The organism is Streptomyces sp. NPDC107765 (assembly GCF_055657085.1).
Window position 1 is genome coordinate 483,365 of record NZ_JBVKBL010000004.1, and the last position, 12,971, is coordinate 496,335.

The 12,971-nt window shown below is 73.8% G+C and carries 12 protein-coding genes; 9 read left to right on the plus strand and 3 right to left on the minus strand.

All coding sequences use genetic code 11. The features are described from left to right. Nucleotides 1-41: 41 nt before the first annotated feature. The 8 genes from fbaA (at nucleotide 42) to ACZ7MX_RS13755 (ending at nucleotide 8,303) form a co-directional block, all read left to right on the plus strand. Nucleotides 42-1,064, plus strand: a complete 1,023-nt coding sequence (gene fbaA / locus ACZ7MX_RS13720; protein WP_362144766.1) for a class II fructose-bisphosphate aldolase — start codon at nucleotides 42-44, stop codon at nucleotides 1,062-1,064. A gap of 110 nt (nucleotides 1,065-1,174) precedes the next feature. Then, nucleotides 1,175-2,662: an MFS transporter gene (locus ACZ7MX_RS13725; RefSeq protein WP_472131732.1), complete on the plus strand. Its 1,488-nt coding sequence runs from the start codon at nucleotides 1,175-1,177 to the stop codon at nucleotides 2,660-2,662. An 84-nt stretch (nucleotides 2,663-2,746) separates the two neighbouring features. Beyond that, nucleotides 2,747-3,160 carry a DUF3151 domain-containing protein gene (locus ACZ7MX_RS13730; protein WP_030809918.1) on the plus strand — a complete coding sequence of 138 codons (414 nt, stop codon included), beginning with the start codon at nucleotides 2,747-2,749 and terminating at the stop codon, nucleotides 3,158-3,160. 175 nt (nucleotides 3,161-3,335) lie between these two features. Beyond that, nucleotides 3,336-4,178, plus strand: a complete 843-nt coding sequence (locus ACZ7MX_RS13735; RefSeq protein WP_472131734.1) for a tryptophan 2,3-dioxygenase family protein — start codon at nucleotides 3,336-3,338, stop codon at nucleotides 4,176-4,178. After that, nucleotides 4,171-5,430 (plus strand): kynureninase, encoded by a 1,260-nt coding sequence (gene kynU / locus ACZ7MX_RS13740; protein WP_472131736.1) that lies wholly within the window; start codon nucleotides 4,171-4,173, stop codon nucleotides 5,428-5,430. The genes ACZ7MX_RS13735 and kynU overlap by 8 nt, the downstream gene beginning before the upstream one ends. After that, a complete protein-coding gene (locus ACZ7MX_RS13745; RefSeq protein WP_472131737.1) occupies nucleotides 5,427-6,188 on the plus strand; it encodes an alpha/beta hydrolase family protein in 762 nt (253 codons plus the stop codon). Before kynU ends, ACZ7MX_RS13745 begins: the two co-directional genes overlap by 4 nt. 148 nt (nucleotides 6,189-6,336) lie before the next feature. Continuing rightward, entirely contained in the window at nucleotides 6,337-7,650 is a 1,314-nt protein-coding gene (locus ACZ7MX_RS13750; RefSeq protein WP_472131813.1) for a sensor histidine kinase, read from the plus strand. Beyond that, a complete protein-coding gene (locus ACZ7MX_RS13755) occupies nucleotides 7,647-8,303 on the plus strand; it encodes a response regulator (protein ID WP_030414463.1) in 657 nt (218 codons plus the stop codon). The genes ACZ7MX_RS13750 and ACZ7MX_RS13755 overlap by 4 nt, the downstream gene beginning before the upstream one ends. Nucleotides 8,304-8,489: 186 nt before the next feature. Here the strand turns inward: ACZ7MX_RS13755 and ACZ7MX_RS13760 are convergent, their stop codons facing one another. Together ACZ7MX_RS13760 and ACZ7MX_RS13765 are read right to left on the minus strand one after the other, a co-directional pair. Further along, the gene (locus tag ACZ7MX_RS13760) at nucleotides 8,490-10,127 is read right to left on the minus strand and encodes an ABC transporter permease (RefSeq protein ID WP_472131739.1); all 1,638 of its coding nucleotides are present in this window, start codon (nucleotides 10,125-10,127) and stop codon (nucleotides 8,490-8,492) included. Beyond that, nucleotides 10,124-11,068, minus strand: coding sequence for an ABC transporter ATP-binding protein (locus ACZ7MX_RS13765; protein ID WP_472131741.1), 945 nt, complete (start codon nucleotides 11,066-11,068; stop codon nucleotides 10,124-10,126). The genes ACZ7MX_RS13760 and ACZ7MX_RS13765 overlap by 4 nt, the downstream gene beginning before the upstream one ends. A gap of 94 nt (nucleotides 11,069-11,162) precedes the next feature. On the opposite strand from ACZ7MX_RS13765, the gene ACZ7MX_RS13770 reads away from it, so the two are divergent. After that, nucleotides 11,163-11,714: a GbsR/MarR family transcriptional regulator gene (locus tag ACZ7MX_RS13770; protein WP_472131743.1), complete on the plus strand. Its 552-nt coding sequence runs from the start codon at nucleotides 11,163-11,165 to the stop codon at nucleotides 11,712-11,714. Between the two features lie 90 nt (nucleotides 11,715-11,804). Here ACZ7MX_RS13770 and ACZ7MX_RS13775 read toward each other — a convergent pair whose 3' ends face one another. Continuing rightward, on the minus strand, nucleotides 11,805-12,878 hold the full coding sequence (locus ACZ7MX_RS13775; protein WP_472131745.1) for a diacylglycerol kinase catalytic domain-containing protein: 1,074 nt from the start codon (nucleotides 12,876-12,878) through the stop codon (nucleotides 11,805-11,807). Between the last annotated feature and the right edge of the window lie 93 nt (nucleotides 12,879-12,971).

A 12,971-nucleotide genomic window follows, 5' to 3' on the forward strand; every position in this document is an offset into this window, starting at 1 on the left:
AGGGCCAAGAACGCACACCCGCACATACAAGGAGCGGACAGATGCCCATCGCAACCCCCGAGGTCTACAACGAGATGCTGGACCGGGCGAAGGCAGGCAAGTTCGCCTACCCGGCCATCAACGTCACGTCGACGCAGACGCTGCACGCCGCACTGCGAGGGTTCGCCGAGGCCGAGAGCGACGGCATCATCCAGATCTCCACCGGTGGTGCGGAGTTCCTGGGTGGTCAGCACAACAAGGACATGGTGACCGGCGCGGTCGCGCTCGCCGAGTTCGCGCACGTCGTGGCCGACAAGTACGGCATCACCGTCGCGCTGCACACCGACCACTGCCCCAAGGACAAGCTGGACGGCTATGTCCGCCCGCTGCTCGACATCTCCGCCGAGCGCGTCGCCAAGGGCCAGAACCCGCTGTTCCAGTCGCACATGTGGGACGGCTCGGCCGAGACCCTCGCCGACAACCTGGCCATCGGCCAGGAGCTGCTCGCCAAGGCCGCCGCCGCCAAGATCATCCTTGAGGTCGAGATCACCCCGACCGGCGGCGAGGAGGACGGCGTCACCCACGAGATCAACGACGAGCTCTACACCACGGTCGACGACGCGCTGCGCACCGCCGAGGCGCTGGGCCTGGGCGAGAAGGGCCGCTACCTGCTCGCCGCCTCCTTCGGCAACGTCCACGGCGTCTACAAGCCGGGCAACGTCGTGCTCCGCCCCGAGCTCCTCAAGGACCTCCAGGAGGGCGTCGGCGCCAAGTACGGCAAGGCCGCGCCGTTCGACTTCGTCTTCCACGGCGGCTCCGGCTCCACCGAGCAGGAGATCGCCACCGCGCTGGAGAACGGCGTGGTCAAGATGAACCTCGACACGGACACGCAGTACGCGTTCTCCCGTCCGATCGCGGACCACATGTTCCGCAACTACGACGGTGTGCTGAAGGTCGACGGCGAGGTCGGCAACAAGAAGACCTACGACCCGCGCAGCTGGGGCAAGCTGGCCGAGGCCGGCATGGCCAAGCGGGTGACGGAGGCGTGCGCGAACCTCCGCTCCACGGGCACGAAGATCAAGTAACGCGCCGTCCCCTCCCGTGAGGGGGTGGAAAACGGTGTGTGGGGGCGGGCGTCTGCGGGCGTCCGCCCCTTCGCCGTGCGAGAGGCCCGGGAGGCGGGCAGGCTCGGGCTATGGGTGACGTGGGGCTGAGGTCCTCGCAGGGGCGGTGGGTGTTGCTGACCGCCGTCCTGGGGTCCGGGATGGCGATGCTGGACAGCACCGTCGTCAATGTCGCGCTGCCGCGGATCGGGCAGGACCTGCATGCGGATCTGGCGGTGCTGCAGTGGACGGTGACCGCCTATTTGCTCACCCTCTCCGCGCTGATCCTGTTGGGCGGGGCGCTGGGGGACCGGTACGGGCGGCGGCGGGTCTTCGTCATCGGGGTGGTCTGGTTCGCCACGGCCTCGCTGTTGTGCGGGCTGGCGCCGCAGGCCGGGGTGCTGATCGCGGCCCGGGCGTTGCAGGGGGTCGGCGGGGCGCTGCTCACGCCCGGTTCGCTCGCCCTGATCCAGGCGGTCTTCCGGCCGGGCGACCGGGCCCGGGCGGTCGGTGCCTGGTCGGGGCTGGGCGGGGTGGCCGCGGCGATCGGCCCGTTCGTGGGCGGCTGGCTGGTGGACGGGCCCGGCTGGCGCTGGGTGTTCTTCGTGAACGTACCGCTGGCGCTGGTGTGCGTACCGGTGGCGCTGCGGCACGTCCCCGAGACCCGGGAGCGGGACGCGGAGGCGCGCCGCGGGTTCGACGTGGCGGGCGCGGTGCTGGGCGCGCTGGCGCTGGCCGGGGTGACGTACGCGCTGATCGCCGCGCCCGGCCGGGGTCCCTCGCCCTGGGTGGTCGTCCCCGCGGTGGCCGGTGTGCTGCTCGGGGTGGCCTTCGTCCGCGTCGAGGGACGCCGTACGGACCCGATGCTGCCGCCGGCGATCTTCCGCATCCGTCTGTTCTCCGCGATCAACGCGGTGACGGTGTGCGTCTACGCGGCGTTCAGCGGCTTCTTCTTCCTGGTCGTTCTCCAGCTCCAGGTCGTCGTGGGCTATTCGGCCCTCCAGGCCGGTGTCGCGCTGCTGCCGACCACGGTGCTGATGCTCCTGCTGTCCGCCCGCTCCGGTGAACTGGGGCAGCGCATCGGGCCGCGGATCCCGCTCACCGTCGGGCCGGTGCTGTGTGCCGCCGGGATGCTGCTGATGATCCGGGTGGGCCCGGGCGCCTCCTATCCGGCCGATGTGCTGCCCGCGCTGGTGGTGCTGGGCACGGGAATGGTGACGCTGGTGGCGCCGCTCACCGCGACCGTGCTGGCCTCGGTGGACGTGGACCGGGCCGGTCTGGCCAGCGGCATCAACAACGCGGCGGCCCGGGCCGCGGGCCTGGTCGCGGTGGCCGCCCTGCCCCTCCTCGCGGGCATGGGCCCCGAGGCGTACCGCTCGGCCGACGAATTCGCCGCCACCTTCCGCCGCGCCATGCCCCTGTGCGCCGCCGTCCTCCTGGCCGGCGCCCTGATCGCCTGGCTGACGGTGCGGCCCGCGGCGCTGCGCGGCGCGGCGGCGGGCGCCGGGAAGCGGTGTCATCCGGAGTGCGCGTACCACTGTGGAGCGAGCGCACCCCCGCTGGATCCCGGCGACCACTGAGGCGGGACGCGGGACGCCGGCCCGGGCGGTGGCCGAGTACGCGCGCAGGCCCGCCGCAGGCGCCACGTAGGCGAGACTAGGGACATGCCCATTCACGAAAACCTGCTGGGGGGACCGCCCCCCACCCATCTCCCCGACGACCCCGGGCCCCGGGAGGCGCTCGCGGCCGGTACCGCGCCGGCCGACGTCGCCGCGAAGTACCCGACGTCCTCCCTCGCCTGGGCGCAGCTCGCGGACGACGCGTTCGAGGGCGGCCGGGTCGTCGAGTCGTACGCGTACGCCCGCACCGGCTACCACCGCGGTCTGGACGCGCTGCGCCGGGCCGGCTGGAAGGGCCACGGCCCGGTGCCGTTCGAGCACGAGCCCAACCGCGGCTTCCTGCGGGCGCTGCACGCCCTCGCCCGGGCCGCCGGGGCGATCGGCGAGCAGGACGAGTACGAGCGCTGCACGCAGTTCCTGAAGGACTCCTCGCCGACGGCCGCCCAGACCCTGGGCTGACCGCGACCGGACGCCGCGCCCGCGAAGGCGCCCGCTGGCCCGCCTGGCCCTCTGACCAGGCGGGCCTTGCACATGCCGGGGACCATTGCGGAAGATGCCCGGTGGGGACCGGGGCCCCCGTGCCGGAATCGGCAGGGGCGGACCGCTACCCGGAGTACGTTTCGAGGAGACAGCGATGTCCCACGAGGTAACCGGCGGGGCTCAGGAGCCTGAGACCCCGAACCTCGACTTCGCAGGTACCACCCCGTACGAGGACTACGTCCAGGCGGACGTCCTCACCCATCTCCAGCATCCGCTCTCCGACGATCCCGGCGAGATGGTCTTCCTGGTCACCACCCAGGTCATGGAGCTGTGGTTCACCGTCATCGTCCACGAGTGGCAGACCGCGGCCGGGGCGCTGCGCCGTGACGACCTGCCGGTGGCCATCGACGCGCTGCGGCGCTCCGCGTACGAGCTGGAGGCACTGAACGCCGCGTGGAAGCCGCTGGCCAAGCTGACCCCGGCCCAGTTCAACGCCTACCGCAGTGCGCTGGGCGAGGGTTCCGGGTTCCAGTCGGCGATGTACCGGCGGCTGGAGTTCCTGCTCGGTGAGAAGTCCGCGTCGATGCTGGTGCCGCACCGCGGCGCCCCCCGCGCGCACGCCGAGCTGGAGAAGGCGCTGCACGAGCCGAGCCTGTGGGACGAGGTGCTGCGGCTGCTGGCCCGCCGGGGCCACCAGGTCCCCGCGGCCGTACTGGAGCGGGACCCGGCGCAGCGCTACGAGCCGGACGCGGCGGTGGAGGCCGCCTGGGCGGAGATCTACGCGGGGGAGCAGGACTCCGAGCTGGTCCGGCTGGGCGAGGCGCTGACCGAGGTGGCCGAGCTGGTCTGGCGATGGCGCAACGACCATCTGGTCGCGACCCGGCGGGCGATGGGGGCGAAAATGGGTACCGGTGGTTCCGCGGGCGTCGCCTGGCTGGAGAAGCGGGCCCGCAAGAACGTGTTCCCCGAGCTGTGGACGGCGCGCAGCCATGTCTGAGACCCCCGAGATGCCCGCGGCTCCCGCATCCGGGAGCGAACTGGCCCTCCGCGCGGCGGAGTTGGACGCCGCCGATCCGCTCGCCCCGGTCCGTGAGCGGTTCGTCCTCGACGACACCGTCTATCTGGACGGCAATTCCCTCGGCGCACTGCCCCGCGCGGTGCCCGGCCGGATCGCCGACGTCATCGCCCGCGAGTGGGGCGAGCTGCGCATCCGCTCGTGGACCGAATCCGGCTGGTGGACCGCGCCCGAGCGGATCGGCGACAAGATCGCTCCGCTGATCGGGGCCGGCCCCGGCCGGGTGGTGGTCGGCGACTCGACCAGCGTGAACATCTTCAAGGCCGTGGTCGGCGGCGTCCGGATGGCCGGGAAGGGCTGTACGGAGATCCTCGTCGACGCCACGACCTTCCCGACCGACGGCTACATCGCCCGGTCGGCGGCCCGGATGACCGGGCTCGCGGTGCGGCCGGTGGAGCCGGCCCGGATCGCCGACGAGGTCACCGAACGCACCGCGGTCGCGCTGGTCAACCACGTCGACTACCGCACCGGGCGGCTCAACGACCTGCCGTCCATCACCACCGCGCTGCACTCCGCGGGCGCGCTGGCCATCTGGGACCTGTGCCACAGCGCGGGCGCACTGCCGGTCGGCCTCGACGCCCACGGCGTGGACCTCGCGGTCGGCTGCACGTACAAGTACCTCAACGGCGGCCCGGGTTCGCCCGCGTACCTCTACGTCCGCGAGGGCCTCCAGGAGCGGTTCGAGTCGCCGCTGCCGGGCTGGAACTCGCACGCCGACCCGTTCGCGATGGAGCCCGGCTACGCCCCCGGCGACGGCATCGTGCGCGGCCGGGTCGGCACCCCCGACATCCTGTCGCTGCTGGCGCTGGAGGCGGCGCTGGAGGTCTGGGACGGGGTGTCCATGGACGAGGTACGGGCCAAGAGCCTGGCGCTGACCGACTTCTTCCTGGAGTGCGTGGCCGCCCATGTGCCGCCGGGCCGGGTCCGGTCGGTCACCCCGGCCGACCACCGGCAGCGCGGCAGCCAGGTGGCACTCCAGTGCGCGGGTGCCGGTGAGGTGATGGACGAGCTGATCCGCCGCGGTGTGGTCGGCGACTTCCGCCGGCCGGACGTGCTGCGCTTCGGCTTCACCCCGCTCTACACCTCCTTCGGGGACGCGGAGCGGGCGGCGCGGGTGCTCGGCGAGGTGCTGGGCGCGCAGCCGGACGCGGTGGCGCCCGGGACCGTCGGGTGAGCGCGGCGGACGAGGAGGCGGCGCTGCTGGGGCTTGCCCCGGTGGCGCCGGACCGCACGCTGGCCTACGGGTCGCACCCGGACCAGATCGTCGATCTCTACGGCCCGTGGGGCGCCGCCGCCGGTCCGCCCGTGGTGCTGCTGCACGGCGGATTCTGGCGCGCGGCCTACGACCGGTGTCATCTGTCGCCGCTGGCCGCCGCGCTGGCCGGGCAGGGGTGGCCGGTCGCGCTCGTCGAGTACCGCAGGGTCGGTGCGGGCGGCGGCGCGCCGGGGACCTTCGAGGACGTGGCGGCCGGCATCGAGGCGGTGGCGGCGCAGGATCCCGGCGCCGGCGCTCCGGTGCTGGTCGGGCACTCGGCCGGCGGCCATCTCGCGCTGCTCGCCGCGGCCCGCCCCGGCACCCCGGTCGCCCACGTGCTGGCCGTCTCGCCGGTCGCCGACCTGGCACGCGCCCATGAGCTGGGCCTCAGCGACGGCGCGGTGGCCGAGCTGCTCGGACCGGCGCCCGGTCTGGCGGAGCGCCTGGCCGCCGCCGACCCGGTGCGCCGTCCGCCGGCCGGCGTCCCGGTGACGCTCCTGCACGGCACCGACGACCCGGACGTCCCCCTGGAGCTCTCCCGCCGGTACGCCGCGGCGCACCCCGGCAGCGCCGCGCTGCGGGAACTGCCGGGCGTCGGGCACTACGCCCCGGTGACACCGGGCACCCCGGCCTGCGCCACGCTGTGCGGACTGCTGCCGGGACCCGTTCCGCGGTGATCCCCGGCACCGCCCCCACCAGGTAGTACTTGAGACGGACCCCGGCAAATCCCCTTTGGTGGGGACGCCCGGCGGTCCGTCTCTGCTTACCGTTGTCTGCGTGAACGAGAAGACCCAGTCGCAGGGCACCCTGCGCTCAGAGGCCCGGATAGCCCGCGGTGCGCTGCACCGGCTGCGCCAGGACCTGTTCGTCGACGCCTTCGCCTTCCGCCCGATGCCGCCGCTGGAGGACGCCAAGGTGTCCCGGTGGGTCCCCTGGCTGCCGGAGCGGCTGCGGCACTGGGTGCGCTGGCTGCCGCACCTCATCGTCGGCGGCTTCTCGGCGCTGGTCTTCCTGGCGTCCTTCACCGCGGGCTATGACATCGGACCGGTGAAGGGCGTGCTGGCCGCCGGCTTCAGCCTGCTGGTCGCCGCGCCGCCGGCGGTCACGCTGTTCCGCCCGGTGGGCGCCTTCTGGCTGTCGCTGTGCGCCGTCGTGGTCCAGCTGTTCGCCACGGCGGCCTTCTCCTCGTACCCGGACCTCTTCGGCGGGGGAGCCTTCCCCATCCTGGTGGCCACAATGGTCCTGGTGGTGCTGCGTACCCGCCCGCGGCTGGCGGTGGAGATGTGGCTGGTCACCTTCGCGCTGGCGGCCGTGCTGACGGCGTTCGTGGGCGGCCTCGCGGGCGATCTGCCGCCGGTGGCGTTCTTCACCGGTGTGGTGCTGATCTCCGCCGCCGCGGTCCGCGCCTGGCGCGAGGAGCGCCGGCAGGTCGTCGAGACGCTGACCGCGACCGCCGAGGAGCGGTCCCGGCGCACGCTCCTGGAGGAGCGCGCCACGATCGCCCGTGAGCTGCACGACGTGGTGGCCCACCACATGTCCGTGATCGCGATCCAGGCCGAGGCGGCCCCGTACCGGGTCGAGAACACCCCGCCCGAGCTCGCCAGGTCCTTCGCCACGATCCGCGAGAACGCCGTCGCCGCGCTGACCGAACTGCGCCGCATCCTGGGCGTGGTCCGCTCCGAGGACCCGGACGCCTTCGCCGAGGCCGATCCGGAGGCCCCGCAGCCGACGCTGGCCAGCCTCGAATCGCTGCTGGACAGTGTCCGCGGCGCCGGGCTGACCGTCGAGGCGGTGATCACCGGTGCGCCGCGTCCGCTGCCGCAGGGCGTGGAGCTCTCCGCCTACCGGATCGTGCAGGAGGCGCTGAGCAACACGCTGCGCCATGCGCCGGGCGCCGACGCCCGGGTGGAGATCTCCTACGTGCTCGGCGGGCTCGGCCTGCGGATCATCAACGGCGCCCCGAGCCGGCTGGCCAAGCCCTCCCCGGGCGCGGGCCACGGCGTGCTGGGCATGCGCGAGCGGGTACAGATGCTGGGCGGCGAGATGACCGCCGACCACACCGAGGACGGCGGTTTCGAGGTAGCGGCGTTCATCCCGATCGCCGCGTCCGAGGCCACTGCGAAGGGGGGTGCCGCATGATCCGGGTGCTGATCGTCGACGACCAGGTGATGGTCCGCGAGGGGTTCTCCGTCCTGCTCAACGCCATGCCGGACATCGAGGTCGTCGGGGAGGCCGTGGACGGCCGCCAGGCGGTGCGGAAGGTCGCGGAGCTCAAGCCCGACGTCGTCCTGATGGACATCCGCATGCCGGAGATGAACGGTCTGGACGCGACCCGCGAGATCGTCGCCGCCGACGCGGACGCCAAGGTCCTGGTCCTGACCACCTTCGATCTGGACGAGTACGTGTACCAGGCGCTGCGCGCCGGGGCCAGCGGCTTCCTGCTGAAGGACGCCTCGGCCGGCCAGCTCGCCGAGGGCGTGCGGATCGTCGCCTCCGGCGAGGCGCTGCTGGCCCCGACCGTCACCAAGCGGCTGATCTCGGAGTTCTCCCGGCTGGGGACGCCCCGCGCCCCCGCCCAGGAGCGCATCGCCGATCTGACGGAACGCGAGACCGAGGTGCTGGTGCTGGTCGCCCAGGGCCTGTCGAACGGGGAGATCGCGGCCCATCTCGTCGTCGCCGAATCGACGGTGAAGACGCACGTCAGCCGCATCCTGGTGAAGCTCGGCCTGCGCGACCGCACGCAGGCGGCGGTCTTCGCGTACGAGGCCCGGCTGGTGACACCGGGGGCCTGACCCGCCTCTGCGTCCACAGCCTGTGGACACGAGTACGCGGCCGGAGTCCGCTACAGCTCCGGCCGCGTACGTCTGTGGGTGGTGGTTTCACGTGAAACAGCGCTGTACGTCGGTGAGTTGGGGTTTCACGTGAAACGGCGGCGTACCTCCGTGAGTCGCCGTTTCACGTGAAACCGCCGGGCGGGATCAGCCGATGTCGCGCCGGCGGAACCCGGCCAGGCCGGCGGCGAGGAAGACGGCGGAGAGCGCGAGCAGCCAGACGAACGGGGCGGCGGTGGCCTCCGCGCCCGGAAGCTTGGGCAGGTGGCCGTAGGGCGAGAGGTCCATGGCCCACTGGGGGAGCTTCAGCGAAGGGCCGATCCAGCCGAGCGTCAGACAGCCACCGACCACCGCCCACACGGCCGTGGTGGCCCGGGGCAGCAGCCCGAAGGCCAGCACCGCCAGGCCGGTGAGCGTCCAGACCGCCGGCACCTGGGCGAGCGCGGCGGCCAGCACCGGTCCCACCCGGCCGGTGTCGCCGACCGAGATGCCGTACGAGACGCCGAGCGCCAACCCGCCGAAGCCGAGGACGACGACCGTCCCGGCGTAGGCGACGGCCAGGTGGCCGGCGGCCCAGCGGAGCCGGCCCACCGCGCCGGCCAGCACCGGTTCGGCCCGGTCGGCGGTCTCCTCGCCGCGCAGCCGGAGCACCGCACCGGCCGCGTAGATCGCGGCGACCATGCCGAGCATGCCGACCATGGTGGCCAGGAAGGCATCGGTCAGCCGCGCATGGCCGCCCATCCGCTCGAAGATCTCGCGGGTCCGCTGGTTGCCGCCGACCATGTCGGACGCGCCCTTCGCGATCCCGCCGAAGACCGCGCCGGCGCACACGTAACCGAGCGTCCAGCCGCCGAGAGCCGTCCGCTGCAGTCGCCAGGCCAGGCCGAACGGGCCGGCCAGCGAGCGCGGGGCCCGGGCCGGACCGGGCCGGGCCGGCAGGAAGCTCATGCCGAGGTCGCGGCGGGCGGTCAGCGCGTAGGCGGCGGCCACGGTGAGTGCGGTGCCCGCCAGGAAGAGCAGCAGCACCCACCAGCGTTCGTCGGCGTACGCCCGCAGGTTCTCCGCCCAGCCGAGCGGCGAGGCCCAGGTGAGCGGGGAGCCGGCGGTGGCGTCGGCGGCATCGCCCGCGCCGCGCAGCGCGAAGGCGAGGCCGAGCACCGCGCCGGTCAGTCCCTTCGCCATCCGGGCGCTCTCGGTGAGCTGCGCGGCGATGGCGGCCAGACCGGCGAACAGCATGCCGGTGCTGCCGATGGCGAGCCCGAGGGCCAGCGAACCGGCGGCCGGCCGGCCGGACCGGGCGAGCCCCGCCGCGATCAGCACGACGAGCAGGGCGTTGGCGAGCAGCGCGGTCAGCAGGGCCGCGGTCAGCGGCGCCCGACGGCCCACCATCGCGGCGGACAGCAGCTCCTGACGTCCCGTCTCCTCCTCCTCGCGGGTGTGCCGGACGATGATCAGCAGGCTCATCACCGCGGCCAGCACCGCCCCGAACCCGGCCATCCGCCAGGCGATCAGGCCGCCGAGGGAGTCGCTGAAGACCGGGCCGTACAGCGCGCGCATCGAGCCGTTGGCGGTCATCGAGCCGGCCAGTTCGGCGCGCTCGGCGGCGGTGCCGTAGAGCGCCTCGAAGGACGAGCCCACGCTCGCCACGACCAGGCCGAGGCCGAGCGCCCAGGCCGGGATCATGACCCGGTCGCGGCGCAGCGCGAGCCGCAACAGGGCGCCGGTGCCGGCCAGTTGGCGGGAGCGGGCGGTGCCGGCGGGCACCGCGGCGGCCACGGCGGTCATCGGGCGACCGCCGTCCCGTCGCGGTCGGACCCGCCGCGTACGTCGTCCTGGTAGTGCCGCAGGAACAGCTCTTCCAGGGTGGGCGGGGTGCTGGTCAGGCTGCGCACTCCGGAGGTGCCCAGCGACCGCAGCACGGCGTCGAGCTTGTCGGTGTCGACCTGCAGCCTGACCCGGTGCCCCTGGACGTCCAGGTCGTGGACACCGGGGAGCGCGGCCAAACCATTGGGCGGACCGGCCAGTTCGGCGACGATCGACGTTCGGGTCAGGTGCCGCAGCTCGCCGAGCGAGCCGGACTCGACCGTCCGCCCCTTGCGGATGATGCTGACCCGGTCGCAGAGCGCTTCGACCTCGGACAGTACGTGGCTGGAGAGCAGCACCGTACGGCCGCGGTCGCGCTCCTCGGTGACACAGGTCTGGAAGACCTCCTCCATCAACGGGTCGAGCCCGGAGGTCGGTTCGTCGAGGATCAGCAGGTCGACGTCGGAGGCGAAGGCGGCGACCAGGGCGACCTTCTGCCGGTTGCCCTTGGAGTACGTGCGCCCCTTCTTGGTCGGGTCGAGCTCGAAGCGCTCCAGCAACTCGTCCCGCCGCGCCCCGTCGAGTCCTCCGCGCAGCCGCCCGTAGAGATCGATGACCTCGCCGCCGGAGAGGTTGCGCCACAGGGTGACATCGCCGGGGACGTAGGCGATGCGGCGGTGCAGCGCGACGGCGTCGTGCCAGGGGTCGCGGTCCAGGAGCCGGGCGGTGCCGCGGTCGGCGCGCAGCAGACCGAGCAGTACGCGGAGGGTGGTGGACTTCCCGGCGCCGTTGGGCCCGAGGAAGCCGTGTACCTCGCCGGCCTCGACGGTGAGGTCGAGACCGTCCAGCGCACGGGTCCGACCGAAGGACTTGTGGAGACCGTCCACCCGGATCGCGGGAGCGGGAGCGATTGGCTTGGTCATGCTTCGGAAACTACGCTTGTTTCACAAATTTGTGAAGTTAAGAAACCGTATAAAGTTGGGCGGGGTGGCGCTGATCAGGGGAGAGGATGCGGACATGACCAATGCGGAACGTGCGGCCGGTACGGACAGCGGCGACCGGCGGCGGCCTGCCGACCCGCGCGCCCAGGAGGCGATCTCCCAGTTCGTCGAACGGTTCGCGGCCCAGATGGTGGACGCCGGGATGGCCCGCATGCCGGCCCGCGTCTTCGCCTGCCTGCTCGCCTCCGACTCCGGCGTGCTGACCTCCGCCGAGCTGGGCGAACGGCTCCAGATCAGCCCCGCCGCGGTGTCCGGCGCCGTGCGGTACCTCTCCCAGGTCGACATGATCAGCCGCGAGCGCGAGCCCGGCTCCCGCCGCGACCGCTACCGCGTGCACAGCGACCAGTGGTACGAGGCGCTGACCCGCCGGGAGAACGTCATCGCCCGCTGGGAGGGCACCCTGCGCGAGGGCGTGGAGAGCCTCGGCCCCGACTCCCCGGCCGGCCGCCGGCTCAACGAGACCCTGGTCTTCTTCGCCTTCCTGCAGAAGGAACTGCCCGCCCTGCTGGACCGCTGGCGCGACCACCGCGACCAGCTGCGCGCCGGTGACGACGGCGCCGACGGCTGAGCCGGGCGGCCGACGGCCCCACCGCTCGGCGCGCAGACGAGAGCCTCAGCCCCGCCGCTCCCCGCTCATCCCCGCCACTCCGCTCCCGGCTCACCCCCGCCGCGGCAGCTGCAGCCGCCAGGCCCCCGGCTGCACCGTCCACGTACGGGTCCGCACCGGCCCGCCGACCACCGCGTCCGCCCGGTAGTGGAAGTCCGCGCCGGACACCGTCACGGCCCGCGCCCGGGCCCGTACCGGATGCCCACCGCCCGGCCAGTGCACCACGACCTCGGCCAGCTCCCCGCCGCCGTCCCGGCCGTCCCCCGGACCGTCGCCGTCACCCGCGCCGCGACCGGTCCCGGCCCCCGGCCACCCCGCCCCGGCCTGCCCGCCCGGCACCACCGACACCCCGCGCACCGGCCGGTCCAGGTCCGCCAGCAGCACCCCGTCCGCCTCGATCCGCAGCCGCTGCTCCGGCACCCGCACGCGCCGCCCGCCCGCCGCCCCGGCCTCCGTACGGGCCGCCCCCCAGAACCCGGCCGCCGGTGCCAGCAGCGCCAGCGCCGACCGCGCGGTCCGGGCGGCCGGCCCCCACCACGGCCGGTGCCCGTCGGCGCCCGGCACCCCGGGCTCCGTACGGGACGCCTGGGAAGGCACCGCGCCCTCCGTGTGCTCCCCGGCATCCACCGGCCCGGCCGCACCCGGCACGAACACCCGGGGCCCCGGGCCGGCCGCCGCCCGACGCCCGCCGTTCCGTCCACCGTCCCGCCCGCACGGGATCCGCAGCCCGCCCAGCACGATCCCGCCGCTGTCGTCCGTCAGCAGGTCCATCGCCCGCTCCGCACCGTCCAGCACCGTCCGCGCCGCGGCGACGGTGTCCTGCGGCACACCCAGCGAGCGGCTCAGCGCCACCGCCGCCGGCGCCCCCACCGGGACCATCGACACCGGCACCCCGGCCAGCTCCCGCTCCCTGTGCAGCAGCCCCACGACCCGCAGCAGCGCCCGGTCGTCGCCGATCACCACCGGCCGCCGCTGCCCCCGCCGGGCCAGCGCCCGCGCGAACTCCTCCGGCCCCTCCGGCAGGCAGATCTTCGCCCCCGCACCCCCCGCGCCCGCACACAGCACATCCCGGGCAATCCGTACGGATTCCCCGTCCGTACTGCGCGCGACCGGATCGATGACCACGAGCAGGGGGTACCCCCGAACGGAGTCCACGGGAGAGTGCCCAGAAGGCTGCGCCGACACCTCGGTCCTTCCTCAGGTAGCATCTCGGTGCAA

Bases quoted from the DNA above. Each gene is read 5' to 3' on its own strand.
- fbaA (WP_362144766.1), top strand. From the start codon at position 42: ATGCCCATCGCAACCCCCGAGGTCTACAACGAGATGCTGGACCGGGCG.
- ACZ7MX_RS13725 (WP_472131732.1), top strand. From the start codon at position 1,175: ATGGGTGACGTGGGGCTGAGGTCCTCGCAGGGGCGGTGGGTGTTGCTG.
- ACZ7MX_RS13730 (WP_030809918.1), top strand. From the start codon at position 2,747: ATGCCCATTCACGAAAACCTGCTGGGGGGACCGCCCCCCACCCATCTC.
- ACZ7MX_RS13755 (WP_030414463.1), top strand. From the start codon at position 7,647: ATGATCCGGGTGCTGATCGTCGACGACCAGGTGATGGTCCGCGAGGGG.
- kynU (WP_472131736.1), top strand. From the start codon at position 4,171: ATGTCTGAGACCCCCGAGATGCCCGCGGCTCCCGCATCCGGGAGCGAA.
- ACZ7MX_RS13770 (WP_472131743.1), top strand. From the start codon at position 11,163: ATGACCAATGCGGAACGTGCGGCCGGTACGGACAGCGGCGACCGGCGG.
- ACZ7MX_RS13760 (WP_472131739.1), bottom strand. From the start codon at position 10,127: ATGACCGCCGTGGCCGCCGCGGTGCCCGCCGGCACCGCCCGCTCCCGC.
- ACZ7MX_RS13735 (WP_472131734.1), top strand. From the start codon at position 3,336: ATGTCCCACGAGGTAACCGGCGGGGCTCAGGAGCCTGAGACCCCGAAC.
- ACZ7MX_RS13765 (WP_472131741.1), bottom strand. From the start codon at position 11,068: ATGACCAAGCCAATCGCTCCCGCTCCCGCGATCCGGGTGGACGGTCTC.